Annotated in this window: 25 protein-coding genes; all 25 read left to right on the top strand. The window is 51.3% G+C overall.

Annotated features, from left to right (window positions below; all coding sequences use genetic code 11):
* Nucleotides 1-12 precede the first annotated feature (12 nt).
* The 25 genes from spoIIIAG to clpP all read left to right on the top strand — a co-directional run bounded on the left by spoIIIAG (nt 13) and on the right by clpP (nt 22,740).
* Nucleotides 13-651 (top strand): stage III sporulation protein AG, encoded by a 639-nt coding sequence (gene spoIIIAG, locus NNL21_RS05490; protein ID WP_204816406.1) that lies wholly within the window; start codon nt 13-15, stop codon nt 649-651.
* A gap of 29 nt (nt 652-680) precedes the next feature.
* Nucleotides 681-1,364 carry a SpoIIIAH-like family protein gene (locus NNL21_RS05485; protein WP_204816405.1) on the top strand — a complete coding sequence of 228 codons (684 nt, stop codon included), beginning with the start codon at nt 681-683 and terminating at the stop codon, nt 1,362-1,364.
* A 268-nt stretch (nt 1,365-1,632) separates the two neighbouring features.
* Nucleotides 1,633-2,109: an acetyl-CoA carboxylase biotin carboxyl carrier protein gene (accB, locus tag NNL21_RS05480; RefSeq protein WP_204816404.1), complete on the top strand. Its 477-nt coding sequence runs from the start codon at nt 1,633-1,635 to the stop codon at nt 2,107-2,109.
* A gap of 54 nt (nt 2,110-2,163) precedes the next feature.
* The gene (gene accC, locus NNL21_RS05475; RefSeq protein WP_204816403.1) at nt 2,164-3,549 is read left to right on the top strand and encodes an acetyl-CoA carboxylase biotin carboxylase subunit; all 1,386 of its coding nucleotides are present in this window, start codon (nt 2,164-2,166) and stop codon (nt 3,547-3,549) included.
* 165 nt (nt 3,550-3,714) lie between these two features.
* On the top strand, nt 3,715-4,122 hold the full coding sequence (locus NNL21_RS05470) for an Asp23/Gls24 family envelope stress response protein (RefSeq protein ID WP_204816402.1): 408 nt from the start codon (nt 3,715-3,717) through the stop codon (nt 4,120-4,122).
* 103 nt (nt 4,123-4,225) lie between these two features.
* Nucleotides 4,226-4,786 (top strand): alkaline shock response membrane anchor protein AmaP, encoded by a 561-nt coding sequence (gene amaP / locus NNL21_RS05465; protein ID WP_204816401.1) that lies wholly within the window; start codon nt 4,226-4,228, stop codon nt 4,784-4,786.
* An 11-nt stretch (nt 4,787-4,797) separates the two neighbouring features.
* Complete coding sequence (locus tag NNL21_RS05460) at nt 4,798-5,028, top strand: DUF2273 domain-containing protein (RefSeq protein ID WP_204816400.1); 231 nt, start codon at nt 4,798-4,800, stop codon at nt 5,026-5,028.
* A gap of 149 nt (nt 5,029-5,177) precedes the next feature.
* A complete protein-coding gene (gene nusB, locus NNL21_RS05455) occupies nt 5,178-5,651 on the top strand; it encodes a transcription antitermination factor NusB (protein ID WP_204816399.1) in 474 nt (157 codons plus the stop codon).
* 12 nt (nt 5,652-5,663) lie between these two features.
* Nucleotides 5,664-6,524: a bifunctional methylenetetrahydrofolate dehydrogenase/methenyltetrahydrofolate cyclohydrolase FolD gene (folD, locus tag NNL21_RS05450; protein ID WP_204816398.1), complete on the top strand. Its 861-nt coding sequence runs from the start codon at nt 5,664-5,666 to the stop codon at nt 6,522-6,524.
* A gap of 7 nt (nt 6,525-6,531) precedes the next feature.
* Nucleotides 6,532-7,884 carry an exodeoxyribonuclease VII large subunit gene (gene xseA, locus NNL21_RS05445; RefSeq protein ID WP_204816397.1) on the top strand — a complete coding sequence of 451 codons (1,353 nt, stop codon included), beginning with the start codon at nt 6,532-6,534 and terminating at the stop codon, nt 7,882-7,884.
* A 3-nt stretch (nt 7,885-7,887) separates the two neighbouring features.
* On the top strand, nt 7,888-8,136 hold the full coding sequence (gene xseB, locus NNL21_RS05440) for an exodeoxyribonuclease VII small subunit (RefSeq protein ID WP_204816396.1): 249 nt from the start codon (nt 7,888-7,890) through the stop codon (nt 8,134-8,136).
* A 5-nt stretch (nt 8,137-8,141) separates the two neighbouring features.
* Nucleotides 8,142-9,053 (top strand): polyprenyl synthetase family protein, encoded by a 912-nt coding sequence (locus NNL21_RS05435; protein WP_204816395.1) that lies wholly within the window; start codon nt 8,142-8,144, stop codon nt 9,051-9,053.
* 114 nt (nt 9,054-9,167) lie between these two features.
* A complete protein-coding gene (gene dxs, locus NNL21_RS05430; protein ID WP_204816394.1) occupies nt 9,168-11,066 on the top strand; it encodes a 1-deoxy-D-xylulose-5-phosphate synthase in 1,899 nt (632 codons plus the stop codon).
* Nucleotides 11,067-11,081: 15 nt separating this feature from the next.
* Nucleotides 11,082-11,909 (top strand): TlyA family RNA methyltransferase, encoded by an 828-nt coding sequence (locus NNL21_RS05425; RefSeq protein WP_204816393.1) that lies wholly within the window; start codon nt 11,082-11,084, stop codon nt 11,907-11,909.
* Nucleotides 11,910-12,203: 294 nt separating this feature from the next.
* Nucleotides 12,204-12,668 carry a hypothetical protein gene (locus tag NNL21_RS05420; RefSeq protein ID WP_204816392.1) on the top strand — a complete coding sequence of 155 codons (465 nt, stop codon included), beginning with the start codon at nt 12,204-12,206 and terminating at the stop codon, nt 12,666-12,668.
* Between the two features lie 30 nt (nt 12,669-12,698).
* Nucleotides 12,699-13,148 (top strand): transcriptional regulator AhrC/ArgR, encoded by a 450-nt coding sequence (gene ahrC, locus NNL21_RS05415; protein ID WP_204816391.1) that lies wholly within the window; start codon nt 12,699-12,701, stop codon nt 13,146-13,148.
* Between the two features lie 44 nt (nt 13,149-13,192).
* Nucleotides 13,193-14,893, top strand: a complete 1,701-nt coding sequence (recN, locus tag NNL21_RS05410; protein WP_204816390.1) for a DNA repair protein RecN — start codon at nt 13,193-13,195, stop codon at nt 14,891-14,893.
* Between the two features lie 122 nt (nt 14,894-15,015).
* The gene (gene spoIVB / locus NNL21_RS05405) at nt 15,016-16,341 is read left to right on the top strand and encodes a SpoIVB peptidase (RefSeq protein ID WP_204816389.1); all 1,326 of its coding nucleotides are present in this window, start codon (nt 15,016-15,018) and stop codon (nt 16,339-16,341) included.
* A gap of 231 nt (nt 16,342-16,572) precedes the next feature.
* Nucleotides 16,573-17,394, top strand: a complete 822-nt coding sequence (gene spo0A / locus NNL21_RS05400) for a sporulation transcription factor Spo0A (RefSeq protein WP_204816388.1) — start codon at nt 16,573-16,575, stop codon at nt 17,392-17,394.
* A gap of 365 nt (nt 17,395-17,759) precedes the next feature.
* Nucleotides 17,760-19,115: an outer membrane protein assembly factor BamB family protein gene (locus tag NNL21_RS05395; RefSeq protein ID WP_204816387.1), complete on the top strand. Its 1,356-nt coding sequence runs from the start codon at nt 17,760-17,762 to the stop codon at nt 19,113-19,115.
* Nucleotides 19,116-19,296: 181 nt separating this feature from the next.
* A complete protein-coding gene (locus tag NNL21_RS05390; RefSeq protein WP_204816386.1) occupies nt 19,297-19,497 on the top strand; it encodes a hypothetical protein in 201 nt (66 codons plus the stop codon).
* On the top strand, nt 19,487-20,743 hold the full coding sequence (locus NNL21_RS05385; RefSeq protein WP_204816385.1) for a DNA polymerase IV: 1,257 nt from the start codon (nt 19,487-19,489) through the stop codon (nt 20,741-20,743). Before NNL21_RS05390 ends, NNL21_RS05385 begins: the two co-directional genes overlap by 11 nt.
* Nucleotides 20,740-21,234 carry a YhjD family protein gene (locus NNL21_RS05380; RefSeq protein WP_204816384.1) on the top strand — a complete coding sequence of 165 codons (495 nt, stop codon included), beginning with the start codon at nt 20,740-20,742 and terminating at the stop codon, nt 21,232-21,234. The genes NNL21_RS05385 and NNL21_RS05380 overlap by 4 nt, the downstream gene beginning before the upstream one ends.
* A gap of 117 nt (nt 21,235-21,351) precedes the next feature.
* Complete coding sequence (locus tag NNL21_RS05375) at nt 21,352-22,068, top strand: RNA polymerase sigma factor (protein ID WP_204816383.1); 717 nt, start codon at nt 21,352-21,354, stop codon at nt 22,066-22,068.
* 90 nt (nt 22,069-22,158) lie between these two features.
* On the top strand, nt 22,159-22,740 hold the full coding sequence (gene clpP, locus NNL21_RS05370; RefSeq protein ID WP_204816382.1) for an ATP-dependent Clp endopeptidase proteolytic subunit ClpP: 582 nt from the start codon (nt 22,159-22,161) through the stop codon (nt 22,738-22,740).
* Nucleotides 22,741-22,803: the final 63 nt, after the last annotated feature.

Genomic DNA, 22,803 nt, shown 5'->3' with positions numbered 1-22,803 from the left:
GGAGTGAGTACCGTGGCCAAATGGCTGGAAGGGCTGGAGAAGCTCGTTGGCGGCGGACCGGGTGGCCCTAAGCGGGTGAAGACGCTGCGCTGGCTGCTGCTGGTCGGAGCACTCGGAGTCGCGCTTATGCTGTTGAATTCCTTACTGACCTTTCAGACCGTCGAGCCTACCACGGAACAGCCGGCTGCCGCTCCTTCCGATCAGACGACTTTCCTCGGCGGTAAAGAAGGGGAAGGATCCTCGTTCGAGGCGATCGAGCACCCGCTGGAAAACCGGCTGAAAGATATATTGGAAAAGATCGTGGGGGTAGGATCGGTGACCGTGCTGGTCACCGTGGATTCAACGGAAGAGATTATCGTCGGCCGCAATGACAAGGAAACGCAGCAGATTACCGACGAGAATGACAAGAATGGCGGCAAACGCCACATCACGTCGACGACAAAGGATGGGCAAGTTGTCTTGTATGAATCTTCAGGCGGCCAGTCTCCGCTTATCACCAAGCGCATCAAGCCGAAGATCCGGGGTGTGCTCATCGTCGCCAAGGGCGCCGAGAACGGAACCGTACGGCGTCTCGTGCTAGATGCGGTGGAGAAGGGGCTTAATGTACCGGTCAATCGCATTGCAGTTGTACCGAGTAAGCATGCATCCTAACACGAAAATGAAAAGGGAGGCTTTTATTCATGAACACGAAAAGACAAACGGTTTGGCTTGTATCGATGCTCAGCTTGATGGTCATCTTATCCGCGTACTACTTGTTTACCGAAGACGTCGATACCTCGTCCGATATGCTGACGGACGGTACACAGCAGGAACAGACGATTCTTCCCAATGCTACGGAAGCGGCAGCCGGTGACAGCTCCAAGGAGAATGGCATCGTCGTTGACAAGGTCGTGTCCCCGGATGGTCAAGCAGCCCCGGAGACAGCTTTAACCGACACGGGTGAAGAGGCGAAAGCGAATCAAATCTCCGAAGAGGATCAGGAGGTGCTTCGTAAAATAGAAGCGGAAGGAGCTGCGGGCAGCATTTTCGACGAAATCCAGTACAAGCGCGACCAGAAGTTCTATGAAGAGAACAACCGATTATACAGCGTGATCTCCGATACCAAGCAGAATCCGGAGCAGGCGACGAAAGCGATTGATCAGCTGGATCAGCTGGAAGAGAAGAATGCCAAGATTACCGGTCTGGAAGAGGAGCTTGGCAAGCAGTTCAACATTGCCATTGTCTCCCCGGAACCGAATGATAAATATAAAGTTGTGGTTCAAAGCGAAAAATTAGAGAAAAGCCAGGCGGACAGCATTGTGATGCTGGCCATGAAAGAGCTCGGCTTGTCCGCCAATCAGGTATCCGTTCAGTACATTCCTTAACAGATGGTCGGCCTCGGCCTGACTCATGCTGCCCCTTGTACGCCCTTCAGGCGGCCGAGGGGCAGCGTGCTTTATCACGCGGATTCTGGAGGCGCCGGTGATGCACTGTTAGGTGCAGCAGACTTTTCCATTGAAGCGCTCATAAAAAATGGGTTCGTGTTCAGCAGCGTTTGTGCTATAATAGTTCTGTTATGTGCAAGTTTTGGCATTCCCGCGTAAAGCGGCAGCCGAGCATGAAGCAGCACAGAAACCTTTTAGGAGTGAAACCATGTTCAAACTGAGTGAAATTAAAGAACTGATCAAGCTGGTCGACCAAACATCCGTCCACGAGCTGGAAATCGAAAACGAAGGCGCACGCCTGTTGATCCGCAAGCCAGGCAAAACGGAAGTGGTTAATGTGCAAGCGGCGCCAATCGTCCCTACATATACCCAGGCTGCTCCAGCCTCGGGCCAACCAACAGACGCCCCCGCCCCCGCAGTTCAACCCGTTTCGCAAGCGGACAACCTGCATCCTATCTTATCGCCGATGGTAGGAACGTTCTACCGCGCTTCCTCTCCGGATGCCCCGGCATTCGTGAGTGTTGGCGACCGCGTGAATGAGAAGACGGTCGTATGCATTCTCGAGGCCATGAAGCTGATGAATGAGCTGGAAGCGGAAGTGCGCGGTGAAATCGTCGAAGTTCTCGTCGAGAATGGACAACTCATCGAGTTCGGACAACCCTTGTTCCTGGTTAAGCCGGAATAAACCGGCTAACGCGTAGCAAGTTCAAGAAGAGTGCGCACGAAAGGGGCTTTAAGCGTGAAATTCAACAAAATTTTGATTGCCAACCGGGGTGAAATTGCGGTCCGGATCATTCGCGCCTGCCGCGAGCTCGGAATCCAAACGGTGGCGGTCTACTCCGAAGCGGACCGGGAATCGCTGCACGTTCGTCTGGCAGATGAAGCGTACTGCATCGGACCCGTTGCCTCGAAGGACAGCTATTTGAATCTGACCAATATCATGAGCGTGGCGACATTGACCGAGTGCGATGCCATTCACCCTGGCTACGGATTTTTGGCGGAGAACGCCGATTTCGCGGAAATTTGCGAGTCATGCAACGTGACGTTTATCGGACCGTCTCCGCAGGCGATCAGCAAGATGGGCGACAAAGCGGTTGCCAAGCTTACGATGAAGGAAGCGGATGTGCCGGTTATTCCTGGCTCTGACGGGCTAGTCGAAGACTTGGATGAAGCGATCCGCGTCGCTCGGGAAATCGGCTATCCGGTCATTATTAAAGCTACGGCAGGCGGCGGAGGCAAAGGAATCCGGATTGCGGAGAACGAAGAGACGCTGATCTCCCAAATCACGACCGCTCAGCAGGAAGCCCACAAAGCGTTCGGCAACTCCGGTGTCTATTTGGAGAAATACTTGACGGGCATGAAGCACGTTGAAATTCAAATTATAGCGGATAAGCATGGCAATGCCGTTCATCTCTTCGAGAGAGACTGCTCCGTACAGCGGCGCCGCCAGAAGCTGGTGGAGGAAGCGCCTTGCCCGGTTCTTAGTCCGGACTTAAGGGAGCGGATGGGCCAGGCTGCAGTGCGTGCTGCCAAAGCTGTTCAATATGCCGGTGCGGGGACGCTTGAGTTCTTGCTCGGTTCGGATGGCCAGTTCTATTTCATGGAGATGAACACACGCATTCAAGTCGAGCATCCGGTTACCGAAGCGATTACCGGCGTCGACCTCATTAAAGAGATGATTCGTGTTGCGGAAGGCAATCCGTTGTCCATCACGCAAGCGGGCGTGAAAATTAACGGCTGGTCCATTGAATGCCGTATTAATGCGGAGGATCCGGAGCGGAACTTCATGCCTTCGCCAGGCCAGATTCAATTCTACCTGCCTCCGGGCGGACTGGGCGTGCGCGTTGACAGTGCCGCATATCCCGGCTATACCATTTCGCCGCATTATGATTCGATGATCGCTAAGCTTATCGTTTGGGGGGAGACGCGTGAAGACGCCATCGCCCGAATGAAGCGTGCGCTCGCTGAATTTGCCATTGATGGCATCAAGACAACGATTCCTTTTCATATGAAGCTTCTCAATCATCCGAAATTTCTCAATGGCAATTTCGATATCAAGTTTCTGGAAGAGAACGATGTGAACAATCCGGAGCCGGATGGTGACGACACCCCTTTTGGAAGCTAAATCATCATGATCAAACCTTGGCTTATGACTCCTGCCGGGGCGTCAAATTAAGCCCTTAAGGTTTGTCATATTTCTCTCTGAATGCTATAGTATAAGAATAAGAAGCGGATGAGCCCCCGGCGAAAGGCTGGAGCTACGCTACTTTACGGGAGGTGTAGAATAACCATGAGCACGCTCGCAGCGGATTATGAGAAAACGGACATGGGTACCATTCAAATCGCACCCGAGGTCATCGAAGTCATTGCAGGATTGGCTACGATCGAAGTGCAGGGCGTCGCAGGTATGAGTGGCGGATTCGCAGGCGGCATCGCCGAACTGCTGGGTCGCAAGAACTTGTCCAAGGGCGTCAAAGTCGAGGTAGGACAGCGTGAAGCGGCAGTTGACGTATCGATTATTGTCGAATACGGCAACCGTATTCCGGAGATTGCTGCTGACATTCAACGCAATGTTAAGCGGTCGATTGAAACCATGACAGGACTTCATGTCGTCGAAGTCAATGTTCACATCCATGACGTTCATTTCAAGACGACAGAGAAGCTAGAAGAAGAAGATACGCAGAATCGTGTGAAGTAAATGAACGCGATTGCCGCGAATAATTGCGATACCCCCTTGTCAATGGGCTTGCCGCTCGGCGCTTGGGGGTTTTATTCGGTCCGTCCCGAGGAGGAATCTCACGTTGATCAGAGTGTTGGACAAGCTTCTGTTGTTTATATATAGCCTAGCTATCGGTGTGATATCCGTTCTCGCCTTCAGCGCCGCCTTCCACTGGCTGCCCGAGAAATGGATTTCCGATATGACCCATGATTTATACGGGAATGTGAAGTGGCTCCAAGGAACGGTCATTGCCGTATCGGCCGTATTATTCTTGCTAAGCGTGCGCTTCTTCTATATCTCGCTGCGCCGGAGTCATGCATCCGCACCCTCCATCGATCAACGGACAGAGTTTGGAGACATTCGCATCTCTCTGGAAACGGTTGAGAATCTAGCCTTGAAAGCGGCCGGGCGCCAACGCGGCGTCAAAGATCTGCGGGCGAGAATTATTTTGGGCGAAGCGGGGATTGATATTACAATACGCGCAATTGTAGATGGCGAGACCTCGATCCCGGTTATTACAGAAGACATTCAACGAGCGGTTAAATCTCATATAGAAGAAATTACAGGGATACCGGTCGCGGTCGTATCTGTATTTGTAGCGAATATTATCCAGACGGCAAACTTTAAAAGTCGCGTGGAATAGGGGCGTTGCCGATGTGGAGAGAAATTTGGGTAACCTATGGAGGACGAATCGCCGGCGTAACGACAGGCATCGTGCTTGGGATTCTCTATTTTATCGTAGGATTTTGGGACATGCTGTTTTTCGGACTTTTAATTTGGATCGGCTATACCGTCGGAGGCTTCAAGGATGAAGGCAATGGACCGATCATTCCGTGGAATCGGCTAATGGAATGGCTGCAGCAGCGGTGGCGGCCCTTCAAATAGCACTGTGATCTCCTCCGTACCCCGGACGAATGTATTTCTTTCGGGGCAGGGAGGAGATCATATTTTTGCCACGTTACCATCTATTCATCAGCCGAACGTGGTCGTGTAACGTTCCGGCACGATTCGATTTACACCTATAGGGAGGACCCATGAAACGAAGGCTTGCACGTGAAATAGCGGTACAGAGCTTGTACCAAATGGAAATGAACGAGGTCTCGGCATCAGATGCCGTAGACATGCTGATGGACGAAGCCAGCAATGAGGAAAGCGAAATCGGCGCCAAAGCGTCGGATGTTGGTCGAATCGACGAGCATGTCCGTGATCTGGTCTATGGGGTAACGGAGCATAAAGTCGCGATTGATGAGATGCTGCAGCACTATCTGACCGGATGGCAGGTGGACAGACTATCGCGCGTCGACCGTCAGATTCTCCGTCTGTCGTGCTATGAGCTTGTATTTCGTGATGACGTGCCGCCTAAAGCGGCGATTAACGAAGCGATTGAAATCGCCAAACATTTCGGTACCGAGGAATCGGGAAAATTCGTTAACGGTGTCTTGGGCAAGCTGCTTCAAGCACTGGATGAAATTAAGCCTAAAGGCTTAACGCCAGGGGAACATATTTAGGAGGTTTTTTACGTGAGCGCACAACGGATTGAAGGAAAACAAATATCAGACGCGATTCGCGCGGAAATCGTTGCCGAGACGGCGAAGCTGGCCGAGCGTGGTATTATTCCCGGTTTGGCAGTCGTGCTCGTTGGCGACGACCCGGCATCGAACGTTTATGTAGGCAGCAAGGCCAAAGCCTGTGAACAGCTCGGCTTCTACTCCGAGGTTCACCGCCTGGAAGCGCAGACCTCGCAAGAAGATTTGCTGTCGCTTATCGATAAATTGAATAAGCAATCGAATATCAACGGTATCCTCGTGCAGCTTCCGCTGCCGAAGCATATTGAAGAGAAGGCGGTTATCGATGCAATCAGCGTCCATAAGGACGTCGATGGCTTCCATCCGATGAGCGTCGGCAATCTTGTTATCGGCGACGATAGCCTGCTCCCATGTACGCCTGCTGGCGTTATCGAAATGATCAAGCGGAGCGGAATCGAAATTGCCGGCAAGCACGCGGTCGTGATCGGACGCAGCAACATTGTCGGCAAGCCGGTTGCCATGCTGCTGCTGCGGGAGCATGCGACAGTAACGATCTGTCATTCCAAAACCGCGAACATGGAAGAAATCGCGAAGACCGCTGACATTCTCGTCGTTGCGATCGGCAAGCCCAAAGCAATCGGAGCAAGCTTCGTGAAGCCGGGAGCGGTCGTCGTTGATGTCGGTATTAACCGCCTGCCGAGCGGCAAGCTTGCCGGGGATGTCGATTATGAGGACGTGCTTGAGACAGCCGGCTACATAACTCCTGTACCCGGGGGAGTCGGTCCAATGACCATTACGATGCTTATGCTGAATACGCTGAAGGCGGCAAAACAAGAAAACCAAGTCGGGGAGTGACCCGAAGATGGCGTTAGAATCACGTATATATTCGATCAAAGAAATTAACCGATATATCCGAATGAAGCTGGAATCCGATCCTCTTCTGGGAGATGTATGGCTTCGCGGCGAGATTTCGAATTTCACGCATCATTCGAGCGGACATATGTATTTCACGCTGAAGGATGCCGATAGCCGGTTGAAATGCATCATGTTTGCTTCTCATAACCAGAAGCTGCCGTTCATGCCAAAGGAAGGCACCAAGGTGCTGGCCCGAGGCAATTTTTCCGTCTATGAACGCGATGGGAACTATCAGTTCTATGTGACCCAGATGCAGCCGGATGGCATCGGCAGCCTTTATATGGCATTCGAGCAGCTCAAACGAAAGCTGGATGGCGAGGGCTTATTTGCAGAGGGCCGCAAACGTCCCATCCCGCGGTTTCCCAAAGCGATCGGGGTCATTACCTCCCCTACGGGCGCGGCTGTTCGAGATATTATTATTACGCTGCAGCGCCGCCATCCTTCCGTGCCGGTGCTGCTTTTTCCTGTTCTTGTGCAGGGCAAGGGAGCCGCGCCGGCTATCGTGAAGGCCATACAAATAATGAACCGAATGGCAGAAGTCGACGTATTAATCGTAGGGCGCGGAGGCGGATCGCTCGAGGAGCTGTGGGCATTTAATGAAGAAGCGGTTGCACGCAGTATCATCGCTTCATCGATTCCGGTCATCTCCGCGGTCGGTCATGAGACGGATTTCACCATAGCGGACTTTGTTTCCGACCTTCGTGCTGCTACGCCTACAGCGGCGGCCGAGCTCGCAGTACCTAATATTGCGGAACTGAAGTCCGGAATTTCTCAGCTGAGGACGAGACTGTATCAATCCCTCCGTACCTCTGCTATGAGGCGGAAGGAACGATTGGACCGCGTCAGGCGCTCGCCGATCTTTATGAATCCTAGAAAATATATGCTTCAGCAAGCAGAACGGCTTGACCGGTTGAAGGAGCGTCTGGAGCAGCGGACTTTGCGCAAAGCGGAACGCAGCCGCGATAAGCTGCTTCGGCTGCAAGGGGCTTTGGCAGGAGCGCATCCGGGCGAGAAGGCGGCGTTCGAAGCGAAAAGGCTGCAGGCTGCGGCGGGACGTCTCGAATCCGCGATGGGAAGCTTGATGAAAGAGCGGCGTATGCAGGTGGCCTCTACTATCAGACAGTTAGATGCATTGAGTCCGCTCAAGGTCATGTCGCGCGGCTACAGCCTGGTTTATGACGAGAAGGAAAACCGGCTCATTAAATCGATCGAGGACGTTCAACCCGGCGATTTGGTGAAAGTTAAATTGGCCGACGGTCAGCTGGACTGTCAGGTATGGGCCATGAAAGGGGAGACGTAATAGATGAGTGAGGAGCAGCAATTAAGCTTTGAAGAGGCTATGGAGCGTCTGGAAGCGATCGTCGGTCGGCTTGAGAATGGCGATGTTCCGCTTGAGACTGCAATCGAGCTTTTTCAAGAAGGCATGAAACTATCGCAGCTATGCGGATCCAAGCTTGAACAGGTAGAACGAAAGATCGAAGTGCTTATCGAAACGGAGAATGGCTTTCAGAAAAAACCGTTTGCGCCGTCAAACGAAGATAGAGGGGAATAAAGCCTTTGAACGCGTCTACGTCTACTCAGGAATATATAGCTAGTTCGGCAGCAGAGGTCGAGGCGGCGCTGCGGGAGTCGCTGCCTGTCAATTGGAATATGCCGGATAAATTACGCGAAGCGATGATGTATTCGCTGGAAGCGGGCGGCAAACGGCTTAGGCCGACGCTCGTACTGACTGCCGCAGAAGCGGTGAGGGATGATCGTCGTGCTTGGGACGCCGCTATGCCGGTTGCCTGCGCGATCGAGATGATCCATACGTACTCGCTCATTCATGACGACTTGCCCGCTATGGACGATGACGATTTTCGCCGCGGGAAACCGACGAATCATAAAGTGTTCGGTGAAGGAATGGCCATTCTTGCAGGTGACGGCTTGCTGACGCATGCTTTCTATGCGGTTACGCAAACGGCACAGCGCGGTGTGCCTCCAGAGACCGCACTTGCCATCGCCTCCGATCTGGCGCTGCTTGCGGGTGTTTCTGGCATGGTAGGCGGGCAAGCGGCGGACCTGCTCGGAGAGCAGGGACTCACGACAATCGAGCAGCTCGAATACATTCATCTGCGCAAGACGAGTGACCTGATTCTGTTCTCGGTGACAGCCGGGGCGCGGGTTGGGGGAGCAACTCCTGCTCAGCTGGAAGCGGTGGGCGAGTTTGCCCGCAAGCTGGGGCTTGCTTTTCAAGTGCAGGACGATATTCTCGATTTGACCGGAGATGAATCCAAGCTGGGCAAGCCCGTTCAGAGCGATGTGCAGCAAAGCAAAGTGACTTACCCTTACCTAATCGGACTTGAGCAAAGCCGGGAGCTTGTACAGCGCCTCACGATGGAAGCCAAGCAGGCGCTTGCCAAGGCTGATCTGGCGCGCCCTGACCGGCTGCTCGCCATCGCCGATTATTTAGTGAGCAGGGACCATTAATGGGACAACAACTGTTTTGGGCATCGACATGTGTTCTATGTTATAATTGTTCAAAACGTTATACGTTCATTGGACAACGGTTAGCCGTTTGTCCGCGAAAGCGAGGAAATCACTGTGTTGCTCGAACAAATTGACGGGCCGAAGGATTTGAAAGCATTATCGATTCCCCAACTGGAGGAGCTCGCCGAGGAAATCCGCGGATTTCTAATCGAGAAACTTTCTGCTACGGGCGGACACCTTGCGCCGAATCTTGGCGTCGTGGAATTGACGCTTGCGATGCATTATTTGTTCGACAGCCCGACTGACAAGTTTATATTCGACGTGGGTCACCAGTCTTACGTTCACAAAATGTTGACAGGACGCATGGGACAATTCGATACGCTGCGCAAGTATAAGGGACTGTGCGGCTTCGTGAAGCGCTCCGAGAGCGAGCATGATGTATGGGAAGCCGGGCACAGCAGCACATCGTTGTCTGCTGCAATGGGTATGGCGCTCGCCAGAGACCTTAAGGGTGAGCATAACGAAGTCGTCGCTGTAATCGGGGACGGCGCGCTGACGGGCGGCATGGCGCTCGAGGCGCTGAATCATATCGGACATGAGAAGAAGAAATTAATCGTCATTCTCAATGACAACGAGATGTCCATCGCGCCGAACGTCGGTGCGCTGCATCATTATTTGGGCAAGATCCGGACGGATCGCCATTATCAAAAAGCGAAAGAAGAGCTGAATCAGCTTTTAAATAAAATTCCGGCGATTGGCGGGAAGCTTGCCAAAACGGCAGAGCGCCTCAAGGACAGCATTAAATATTTGCTGGTCAACGGCATTCTGTTCGAACAGTTCGGGCTTACTTACTTCGGTCCGGTGGACGGTCATGACTTAAGTCAGCTTCTGGACGTTATGGAGCAAGCGAAGAACGTGAATGGTCCGGTTCTTATCCATGTCATTACCGTCAAAGGCAAAGGCTATTCACCTGCGGAAGCCGACTCCTTTAAGTGGCATGGCATTACACCTTATAAGATCGAATCCGGTCAAGTGTTGAAAGCGGTCGGACCTCCGATGTATACGCAAGTGTTCGGCGATTCACTCATCGAGCTCGCTGCTCAGGATGAACGGATTGTCGCGGTTACGCCAGCGATGCCGGGCGGTTCGGGATTGCTGGATTTCGCAGCGAAATATCCGAATCGAATGATCGATGTCGGTATCGCGGAGCAGCATGCGGCCACCATGTGCGCAGCGCTCGCATTGGAAGGAATGAAGCCGGTATTTGCGGTTTATTCCACTTTCCTGCAGCGCGCCTATGATCAGGTCGTTCATGATATATGCCGTCAGAACCTGAACGTGGTGTTCGCGATCGACCGAGCCGGCTTTGTCGGCCCTGACGGAGAAACGCATCAAGGCGTATACGATATTCCGTTCCTCCGCCATATCCCTAATTTGGTTCTTATGATGCCGAAGGACGAGAACGAGATGCGCCGTATGATGAAAACAGCCATTGATTATAACGATGGACCGATTGCCATTCGCTATCCTCGCATTAACGGGCTTGGGGTTGAGATCGAGCAGGAGCCTTTGCCGATTCCAATCGGAACGTGGGAAACCGTCCGGGAGGGCGACTCGGCAGCCATTCTTGCCATTGGCCCGATGCTGCAGGTAGCCAAAGAAGCAGCCGAGCAATTGAAGCGCGAAGGCCTGAACATTCGGGTAATTAACGCGCGGTTCATTAAGCCATTGGATGAATCGATGCTTCATCAATTGGCTCAGGAAGGGATTAACATGATCGTTCTGGAAGAGGGCTCGGAGCTTGGCGGATTAGGTAGCGCCGTGCTAGAATTCTACTCGCTTCACAATGTGAAGAATGCATCCGTTCGAATAATCGGCGTACCCGATGTATTTGTGGAGCATGGGACGATTGAAGAACAACGCCAAGAAACGGGCTTAACTGCAGATCGCGTAGCTGGCGAATTAAAAGCGATGATGCCGCGCGCCCGCAAGCGTGTGAACGGTCCTGCTTAAGAAACGGGAGAAACGATGAAAATCGAGAAAGAACGAATCGACGTTTTGTTAGTGGAGCAAGGGTACTATGAGAGCAGAGAAAAGGCGAAAGCGGCTCTTATGGCGGGGCTTGTCATCGTGGATGGGGAACGGATCGAGAAAAGCGGCACGAAAGTACCGAGAACCGCATCCATAACGGTAAAAGGGGCGCTCCACCCCTATGTCAGCCGCGGAGGGCTGAAGCTCGAGAAGGCGATTCGCGCCTTCGAGCTGGATTTATCTGGCGTGGTTATGCTGGATATCGGCGCTTCAACCGGAGGCTTCACGGATTGCGCGCTCCAGAACGGCGCCTCCTATGTGTATGCAATTGATGTCGGCTATAACCAATTGGATTGGTCATTGCGCCAGGATGAGCGGGTTAACGTCATGGAGCGCACTAATTTCCGGTATATGCAGCCGGCTGACCTGCAAGGGCCTCCGCCTACATTTGCGACGATTGATGTTTCCTTCATTTCACTGAAAATCATCCTGGCCACCCTGGTTCAGCTGCTGCCTGCGGGATCAAGCGTGGTTGCGCTGATTAAGCCGCAATTTGAAGCGGGTCGAGACAAGGTAGGCAAGTCCGGGGTTGTCCGCGAGCCAGCTGTTCACAGAGAAGTTCTGCGAACGGTCTTGGCATTCGCGGCAGAGCACGGCTTGTCACTGCGGCAAGTGACGTTCTCCCCCATTACCGGAGGAGAAGGGAATATTGAATTTCTTGCTCATTGGGTTTTGGACGCCGATTCGGCTGCGGCGGCAGTACCAGGAGACGATCGGATATCCGCGCTTGTTGGAGAAGCCGGCCAGACCTTTGCACAAGCATAAAGAACAGCAGGGATGCGACAGTTCGCATGGCGGCTGAAGAATGGGGAGCCTAACATTACGGTTACGACCGGAATGCGTGGGCTTCTCTTTTTTTGTCAGAAAGATGCTTGTTCCCCTTTTCAGATCCAAAATTATTTGATAAACTAGAAAAAACCAAACAAGCGTTCGCTTTCGTTGCAGAGGGGTCTATTCACTACGATGAAGCGGCTCAACCATAAATTAGGCTATCGAACAAGGAAATTTCTTCTCTACCGCGAATGATAATGGATAAAGTTGCGTTAGTGGAGGGATCGGATGGGGAAATACGGTGACTGGCTGATCATGCTGATTGCCAGCAGTGTTATCATCTACTGGCTGTACCGCATGTTTTACCGCTGGCTGCACGAACCGCCCGGAGTGAATTCCAAGCTTTTACTAAGCGAAGCCGAAGATGTCAATGATGAGGATGAGAATGTGCGTTACCTGGAAGGGAACGGTTATGAAGTTACGCACGGCAAGTATAGGGTGCCGATAACGATTGACCTGGACGGAGAGGAATTGCACAGCCGTTTATTCATTGACATGATTGCCGAGAGAGACGGCAAACATTACATCGTGAAGACCGCGCGGGACCGGATGCCCATGGATTGGACGGGCAGCGGTGTAAGGGACAGGCTGTTGGTCTACGCACTGCTCTTTCCGGAATGCGAAGGCGTCTTGTTCGTCGATCAGCGGGAGAGAACCATCAGGACAATTACGTTTCAATTTTCGGATAAATAACGAATATGGCTGCCCCAGGAGGCTGATGGAATGAAGAGCGTCAGACATATGAAGATCAGGGAACTAATAACCAGTCAAATTGTGGAGACCCAGGAAGAGCTGGTTGAGGCATTGAGCAATGGAGGCATGCAGGTAACGCAAGCCACGGTCTCCAGAGATATTAAGGAGCTTCAGCTCATCAAGGTTCCAGCCGAGGATGGCCGCTACAAATATTCACTGCCGCTGGAGCAGCGTATGAATCCCATCCATAAATTAAAACGAGCGCTTGCCGATAATTTCGTCCATATCGATCACACAGATAATCTGGTCGTCATGAAATGCTTGCCCGGAACCGCCAATGCCATCGGCTCTTTGATCGACAACATGGAATGGAACGAAGTCATGGGAACAATTTGCGGTGACGACACCATTCTTATTATATGCCGCACCAAGATACAGAGCGTCGAAATCATCGATCGATTGCTCGGTTTCATGAACTAAGGCGACGGCGCTGCCTGCGCCCAGTTATAAGGAGGAGACAAGCTATGCTTCGCGAACTGTCCATACGCAATTTGGCTGTCATTGAATCGGTTACGGTACGTTTCCACGACGGATTTCTAGTGCTTACGGGTGAGACAGGTGCCGGCAAGTCCATTTTGATTGATGCGCTCAGTCTGATCGTCGGAGGCCGTGGATCGTCAGATATGGTCCGTTATGGCTGCGACAAAGCAGAGATCGAAGCGATGTTCGAGCTTCCGCAGGGCCATCCGGTATGGAAGACGCTAGCTTCCTTCGGTATCGAGGCGACGCATGAAGAAGCGCTCATCGTTCGACGCGAGCTATCCTCCCAAGGGAAAAGCGTAAGCCGCATCAATGGGCATATCGTCAATATGTCTATGCTTCGCGAAGCAGGCGAGTACCTCGTCAACATTCATGGCCAGCATGAGCATCAATCCTTGTTCAAAACCGAGAAGCACATCGATTGGCTAGACTTGTATGCAGGTGAACGTGTCACGAAACTGCTGGAGCGTTATAAATTTACGTACCGTAACTTCGAGCAGGTTCGCCAGCAGCAGAAGACGCTGGAGGATTCATCCAGACAGAACATACAACTGCTTGATCTATACCGATTCCAGATCGAGGAAATAGCTGCCGCCAAGCTCGTCCCGGGCGAGGATGAATCGTTACAGGAAGAGAAGCAGAAGCTAATGCATGCGGTCAAAAGACGGGATTCAGCAGCAGAGGCGTATGCGTGGTTGAGCGGCAATAAGGGCCTCGATGCCTTTAGCCGATCGATTACACGGTTGGAAGATATTCGTGATTATGATCCGGCGATCCTCGGACCGCTGCTGGAGCAGCTGCAGTCGGCATTTTATCAATTAGAGGATGCAGCTTTTCAAATCCGCGACTATCGCGATGGGGTCGAATCCGATCCTGAACGGTTGGCTTATATCGATGATCGTATTGATCTGATCGGGAGCTTGAAGCGTAAGTACGGAGAGACCATTCCTGATATTTTGACCTATCTGGACAACATTCAGTCAGAAGCAGACAAAATCGAAAATCGCGATGAACACCTGGAGAAGCTGCAAAGAGAACAACAGCATCTATATGAAGAAGCGCTGCTCATTGGCAAATCGCTATCCGATATGCGCCGCGCCGCAGCAGACCGGCTCGCTGCCGCTATTGAAGGAGAGCTTAGACAGCTTCAGATGGAACGAACGACATTCCGGGTTGAGCTTCAGCAGCATCAGGATGGCGAGTCGTACCGCCTGCTTGCTAATGGAATCGATGAGGCTGTTTTCCTTATTGCCCCGAATCCGGGAGAACCGCTTAAGCCGCTCAGCAAGATCGCGTCCGGCGGAGAGATGTCGCGGATTATGCTTGCGCTCAAGACGATCTTCGCGTCAATCGATCAAGTGCCATCACTTGTCTTCGACGAGGTCGATACCGGTGTTAGCGGGAGAGCGGCTCAGGCGATCGCCGAGAAGATGTCGCGATTATCGAGTCAATGCCAGGTATTTTCTATCACGCATTTGCCGCAGGTCGCTTGCATGGCGGATCATCATTATGAAATCCGAAAAACGATCGTAGCCGAACGTACCTCCACGAATGTAGCGGAATTGGAATGGGGGACGCGCATCGAAGAGCTTGCGCGTATGCTCGGCGGTGTAGAGGTAACGGAAAAAACTAGGCATCATGCTCAAGAAATGCTTGACTTGGCTTATCGTCAGAAGGGGGCGTAATGGAAGGCATTCAGGGAATGTTTTTGGCGACATAAAAGATAAGGGGCAGGGATACCTTATAGGTACGCAAATGGCGAACGCCTATCTCGTCAAGCGGAGTAAGCTCAGGGAGCGTGAAGTCATTGAATGCCAATCGGCGTAAGCGTTGGCTCGGTCTTGTTCTCGTTTTCTTCGTTTGCGTGCTTGGTCTTTCCTCCCCTTTTCAACATTACGCCGCATTTCCAAACGAACTTCGTTTGTTCTCCGGCCAGTTGAAGCAGTTAGACTATGGCATGCCTGTCCATGCACAAGTGACCGTTGATCCAAGAATGCTTCAAGTTAACGGTTCGAACAACCAGTCGTTCTCAGTCGATCTCAATAAGCCGCTTTCGATTCAGTCACAACAGAGCGGTGAAACGACAATGAAGTTGAAGCTATTCGGCAAGATTCCGTTCAAAACCGTTAAAGTGAATGTCGTTCCTGACCTGAAGGTCATTCCAGGTGGACAAACCATCGGTGTCAAGGTGAAATCGGCTGGCATTATGGTTGTGGGCCATCATCAGGTCGTCACCTCAAAAGGGATGAAGGTTTCCCCGGGGGAAACCGCAAATTTGCAGTTAGGCGATCTAATTGTACAAATTAACGGGAAGCATATTAAGGAAGTTCAGAAGGTGGCCGAGCTTGCAGAACAAGCCGGGACCGATAAACGACCGCTTCAGCTTACTGTGAAGCGAGGAGAGCGAGTGTTCCAAACCAAGCTGGCTCCGGTCTATGACTTAGAAGACCGTGCTTGGCGGCTTGGGTTGTACATTCGGGATTCCGCTGCAGGTGTCGGCACATTGACATTCTACGCTCCTGATCAAGGCGTCTACGGCGCATTGGGCCATGTGATAACGGATATGGATACCCAAACGCCGATTGAAGTCGGAGAAGGACAAATTCTTCAATCCCATGTAACCTCCATCAATAAGAGCCAGAATGGAGAGCCGGGCGAGAAACGGGCCCAATTTGTTAAAGAGAGCAAAGTCCTTGGTAATATCGAGCGCAATACGCCCTTCGGTATATTCGGGAAGATGACGGAACTGCCGTCACATAGCTACAATCAACAGGCGATGCCCGTGGCTTTCGCTGAGGAAGTCAAGGAAGGTCCCGCACAGATTCTTACCGTGGTAAATGGTCAGAAGATTGAGCGGTTCAATGTGGAAATCGTGCATGTCACAAGTCAATCGTCACCTGCCACTAAAGGAATGGTGATTAAGATTACAGATCCGCGATTAATCGAACGAACAGGCGGTATCGTGCAAGGCATGTCCGGAAGTCCGATCATTCAGGACGGAAAACTAATTGGAGCTGTGACGCATGTATTCGTCAATGATCCGACATCCGGTTATGGCTGCTTTATCGAATGGATGCTTCAGGATGCCGGTGTCCTACTGAAAACAGCAAGTTCAAATCTTAAGGCGGCTTAACGCCCCTTAGGATTTTTTCTTTTTCAAATTTGTCGAAAATGTTCGAATGGTGATGGTTGATGTAGTAAATTTTTAATTATAAAACAAATGATTTAAAAAATAAAGAAAAATATTATTCGACAGAAGGAATTTCATTTCATGTGTCGAAAACTTTAACTTAGACAAGAAGGGCAGACGCTCAGCAATACAAATGTGCATTCATTCTCGAATGAGTCTAAGGAGGATATTACTTTGCAAAGAATTGAAGTATTGTTGGCTGACGACAACCGTGAGTTTACGAACCTGTTATCGGAATATATCTCAGAACAAAGCGATATGACGATTACCGGTATTGCCTACAACGGTGAAGAAGTGCTCCGTTTGCTCGAGGAAACACGGAAACCGCCTGATGTTCTGATACTGGATATTATTATGCCGCATTTGGACGGTCTTGGTGTGTTGGAACGTCTGCGCGAATTGAATATATCCCCAATGCCTAAGATTATTATGCTAACTGCATTCGGTCAAGAAAACATTACGCAAAAAGCGGTGCAGCTGGGTGCTTCATACTACATACTCAAACCTTTCGATATGGAAATCTTGGCAAACCGTATCCGTCAATTGGTTGGAAATACGACGGTTGTTTCCAGCTCCGGATCATCTAATTTCTCGAACAGCTCCACCATTTCCAAGTCGAATGTCGTTCCAATGGGCAAAGGGAAAAACCTGGATGCCAACATTACGAGTATTATTCATGAAATCGGCGTTCCCGCGCATATTAAAGGATATCAATACTTGCGTGAGGCCATCACGATGGTCTATAACAATATCGAAATCTTGGGTGCCATCACCAAGACGCTCTACCCGGCCATTGCTGAAAAATTCAAAACGACGCCATCTCGCGTCGAACGCGCGATCCGCCACGCGATCGAAGTCGCCTGGACACGCGGTAACATCGACAGCATTTCGCACTTGTTCGGCTACACGATCAACATCAGCAAGTCGAAACCGACCAACTCGGAATTTATTGCGATGGTTGCGGACAAGCTGCGGATTGAGCATAAAGTTAGCTGAGAGTCATAATGGATTACAATTAAATGAAAGCCTCGTAATGGCCTATTGGCGGCCCGTACGAGGCTTTCGTGTGTTTAGGGACTGTTACGTTCAGGAGTTATTACAAGCACATAAGAATGCGACAGCGGGCATGTTGCTTTTGGCTTCTTTAATCTTGCCGCAACCGCGGTATGTGGAATGCCGGACATAGCGGATAGCTCCATTCGCGTCATGCTTCGTTCACTTAGATTTTGGGTTAAACGCGGAAATGCGGCATTTTTCACGAAAAACACTTTGACTATTCAAGGATGCCTTGATAACCGTTATCTATTATTGTACTCGTTTAACGAAGGTTAATTAATAAAACAGACAGAGGAGATCCCAACTTGAGAATTCGATTATGGCTTATCTTATGCATGGCCCTGTTAATCACAAGCCCGATTGCCGCAAATACGGCATCTGCAGAAGCCTCCGGCCAAGACTTTGCCGCCCAATGGGTATTGGATGAGAAGAAATTAGGCGTTGCCTTCCGGTACAATTATAGCAGCTACAGGCAGACAACGGGCTTATTCAGCATTCCACTGACGAACAAAGCCGGTCATTCGTATTTTGTCGTCCACCGTTCTAACGATATATTTACGAACAGCATCCTGTGCGTAAGCCCGGACGGCAAGATCAAGTGGAGAAGAGATTTTCAAGCAAACGAGCTGGATGTCAAAGGAAATAATATACATATGGATGAGCAAGGTAATATCTATTATGTGACGACGAAGAGCAGCGGCAAAACCCGTATTCGAACGGCATATTCTCTGTCTCCGGAGGGTAAGCAGCGCTGGAGCTATACGATTCCGGGCACCTCGGGCGGATGGCTGCAGTTGAAGGGGGATGGGAACGCGGTTATTACGACGAATACGAAATTATTCGTTATTAACCCAAGTGGAAAAGTGGTATTCTCCAAAGCTTTGCCCGAAACCGCGGGGAATGATAATTTATCTTTTTTTACGGCGAATAAAGGGAAGATGGTCTATCACAAATACGTTTATCAAAAGAGCAGCGTTATCGGTCAAGAATTGCATGTATACGGCAGCGATAATAAGTTCCTGTACAAGATCAGCGTGAAGACAAGCTTCGGAGGTCTCGGCTACCGGCAATTGCGCTTCTTGGACAACGGAGATGCTCTGAATGTGCAGAGCTACGTAGATTCCGCGAACCCCGCGGTTCTTCGGCTGTATGATGCAAAAGGGAAACTGAAGTGGAAAAAAGTTATTTATTCTTACGTTAGTGAAGACGATGTATTCGTTTCGGGGCGCAATGTGTATTACCGTACCGGCTATCGCTCCAACACGATGCCTCACTCGCTTCATCGAATCGATGCCGATACCGGCCTGGAAACTGCGAAATATACTTCGAAATTTAGGCATTTCAATACGTTCTATGCCGGCTATAATCAGGAAACGATCTATGAGAACGAGCCTTTGATGCAAGCGATGGGGCGAAACGATCTCAGCTCGGAGAAGGACCTGTCCTTGTACGAGATTGGAACCAACACCTTGAAGACCATGGATCCGAAGACGCTTGCGATCACGAAGGATTATAAAGAATCCTTAGATGCGTTCATATTATCTTATTTCCAGGCAGAGGTATACAAAGTCGTGTCTGCCCGTAACGGATTTGCTTATGTGTATTTCAACGATGCTAAGACTCGCTCTTATTATCTGGCGAGGATCAAATTAGGCAAATAGTATGCAGCGAAGGAGCCGGGAGGCTCCTTTTTTAGCCTAAGATTGACAATGCCCTGCTCCACAAATAAATGGTGGGGATGGGCAGATGCCTATTTTGTGCTGATACATTTATTTCCTCTTGCATAGCGAACGTACATTCGGTGTATAATAGGATCATACGTTCGTATCGGAGGGATTGCTTGTGTCAGTCGAAAAGTATATCGGCCGTATCATTAGAATCGTGTACATGGACCGTCATAGCCGAATCAGTGAGCGGATTATTCAAATAAGAGCGGTGCGCGATGGTCAGATTAAGGCGTATTGCATGACGTCCAGGGGCCCGCGTATATTTCATGTAGATAACGTGCTGGCTTATGAAGTGGTGCGTCATCATGCCATCTGACCGGGTTATCATGCTCGCTGATTGTCAGTCTTTCTATGCCAGTGTGGAGAAAGCGTCACATCCGGAATATCATGATCATCCCGTTGTTGTGGCGGGCGATCCGGAGCGGCGCAGCGGAATTATTCTTGCGGCATGTCCGATCGCGAAGAAACGAGGCGTTCGCACAGCGGAAACATTAGGCCAAGCGCTTGCCAAATGCCCCGAACTCGTCGTCATCCGGCCGCGGATGCAAACGTATATTGACATATCGCTGTTAATTACCCAAACATTCGGGCAGTTTACCGATTTAGTGGAGCCGTTCAGCATCGATGAGCAATTTCTGGACGTAACCGCATCGTCGAAGCTCTTCGGCTCTCCTGACGAAATCGCGTTCCAAATTCAAACGCGAATCCTTACGCAGACCGGCGTCTGGGCGCGCGTGGGCATTAGCTCCAACAAGATTCTCGCCAAAATGGCCTGCGATCTGTTCGCGAAGAAGAATGAATCCGGCATCTTTACGCTGCCACCAAGCAAGGTCGAGACGGTGCTGTGGCCGCTTGGGGTTAATGAGATGTTCGGGGTGGGCGGTCGAATGACGGCGCACTTTAACCGAATGGGGATGCAGACAATCGGGGATGTGGCACGAACGCCGCTGCCTCAATTAAAGAATAAGATGCGGGCGCGTTTCGGCAAGAATAGCGACATTAATGCTGAGGTGTACTGGCGTACGGCGAACGGAATCGATCCCTCTCCGGTCACGCCAAGTACGCATGATTTGCAGAAATCAATCGGTCATGGCATGACGCTGCCGCGTGATTACAGCCGGCCGGATGAGATCGATACCGTGCTGCTGGAGTTGAGCGACGAGGTATGCCGCCGCTGCCGCGAGAAGAAATACATGGGCAGCGTGGTAGCAGCAGGTGCACAAGGAGCGGATTTTGACCAACCGACCGGATTTTTTCGCCAAATGAAGCTGGCCGATCCGACGAATATCGGGGCAGAAGTCTACGAAGCAGCTAGAGTATTATTTTATCGGCATTGGGATGGGCTGCCGGTTCGCAAGCTGGGAATTACGCTATCGTCATTAACCGACGACAGAGAGTATCAGCTGACGATCGGAAACCGCGAACGGCAGCGCGACCTGGACCGGACGGTCGATGGCATTAAGCGGAGATATGGTGTATCTTCGATATTGCGGGCTGCTTCGCTTACAGAAGCGGGGTTGGCGCATGACCGTGCCGCCAAAATCGGGGGTCATTACAAATGAGCAAAAAACTCGAAGGAAACGGGCTATGGGAATCGAGCCGCATGATGCTGCCTGAGCACCGCGAGCAATTGCTGAAGCTTCGGAGGGAAAGCGCGGAGACACCGCAGCCAAACATCAGGAAGAACGTGCCTACGCCGGAAGAAATCAACCTTGTTCGCGATTATGCGATTCTGCCGATTATTCTGTCGATTATCGAGAATAACCGCCGGTCCATCGAGGGCTCCACCAACTCTTTGCGTAAGCTGTATGTTCGTTCGGCGAGTGCGCTGCTCGATTTAATTCATGCCGATCTGGCTCGCGTCCGGAAAACCTTGAGGCAGCGGAATATCAAGGTGTATGAAGAGGAGCGAATCGATAACATGATCTCGTTTCGGTTCAACTGCCGGGGCTATGAGGACCAGTTTACGATGATCCGGGATATTATTCGGGCGGAAGCAAGCGTTCGAATTTCGAAATATATTACAATATTATTCCAAAAAATAAATGATTGACGCAGCATCAAACTGCTCCTGGGCGAAAGTGCAGCGAAGTTTTGTGGAAGTACCCCGTATCCTTGGAGTGTACTTATTCGTTTACCATATATGAAGCGAGGAAGGAGGTTCAGGACCATGTCGGAAGCCGATCAGCTTATAGAAATCGAGCGGAATATGACCATTCTCTACCGTTACTGCCTGACGCTCACCCATTCGCCCTGGGAAGCCGAGGATATCGTTCAAGAAGCGTGTCTACGAGTACTCCCGCTGCTCAAGGGACAGCGTCCCCATGCCAATCCCGCCGCTTTAATAAAGCGGACGGCCAAGAACATATGGATTGACCAGGTGCGCCGCCAGCAGTTGAAGGATCGGTTGATCCAGCAGCTGGCAGGCTACGAGGCTCATACGGATGAACATAGCTTCGAGGTCGAACACATTCTGAGCGCGCTTGTCCAGAGGCTGTCTCCGCTCCAGTTAACGGTCTTTCTGCTGCGGGATGTATTTCAATATAAAGCTGCCGAAGCAGCCGCGCGATTACAAATGACGGAGGGAGCGGTTAAAGCTGCTTTACACCGAGCTAGAAAAGGAGTCGCTGCGCTGAAGCAGCATCTCGACCCTGAGACGGGGGTTGTCCCCGCTGCTTCCCAAGCGAACAGCGAATGGTTTCAAGCGTTTATATCGGCATTCCAGTGTTCGGATCCGGAAGCTCTGATCTACTTGGCGCTCGTACAAGACAACCTGATAGAGCCGCTTCAGGCCGTGGGGCAATTGAACGGATTCGCGCAATCCCCTATATACACGGCGCCAAATACGTCCGCCTTCACCTCGCCGAATGCGATGTATGCCGCTTAGCGAAGCAAGTTTTATTACGATGCTAATTCGAAGAAGCAGTACCTCGACAAAACGAAGTATTACTCCACAAAACCTTTAGGATGTGATGACATGGCTCTTGTCCCTTATGTCGTGGAGCAGACGAACCGCGGGGAGCGCAGCTACGACATTTACTCCAGGCTGCTGAAGGACCGGATTGTGATGGTGAACGGCGAGATTGAAGATGGGATGGCTAACGTCATCGTTGCACAGCTGCTGTTTCTGGCGGCGGACGATCCGGACCGGGATATCCAAATGTACATTAACAGCCCGGGAGGCTCCGTGACGGCTGGATTCTCGATCTACGATACAATGCAGTACATCAAGGCAGATGTTTCGACGATATGCCTGGGAATGGCGGCAAGCTTCGGCGCCGTGCTGCTGGCTGGCGGAGCCAAGGGCAAGCGACTCGCACTGCCCAACAGCGAAGTTATGATTCACCAGCCGCTTGGCGGCGCGCGCGGTCAAGCGGCCGATATTCAAATTCATGCCCAATGGATCCTGAAGACACGCGAGAAGGTGAACGACGTGTTAGCCCGTCATACCGGCCAATCTCCGGAAACGATTGAACGCGACTCGGATCGCGACCGCTTCATGAGCGCAGCCGATGCCGTGGCATACGGCTTAGTGGATGCGATCATTGAACGTGTATGAGAATCAGAGCTAGGTATGCAGCAAGGTAAACAAAAGATAGACTCTGATGGAGAGGCCTTCTCG

This window comes from Paenibacillus mendelii (assembly GCF_024498075.1).
GTDB classification, from domain to species: Bacteria; Bacillota; Bacilli; order Paenibacillales; family Paenibacillaceae; genus Paenibacillus_Z; species Paenibacillus_Z mendelii.
The sequence above is the reverse complement of the archived record's forward strand: the minus strand, read 5'-3'. Positions and strand labels throughout refer to the sequence as shown.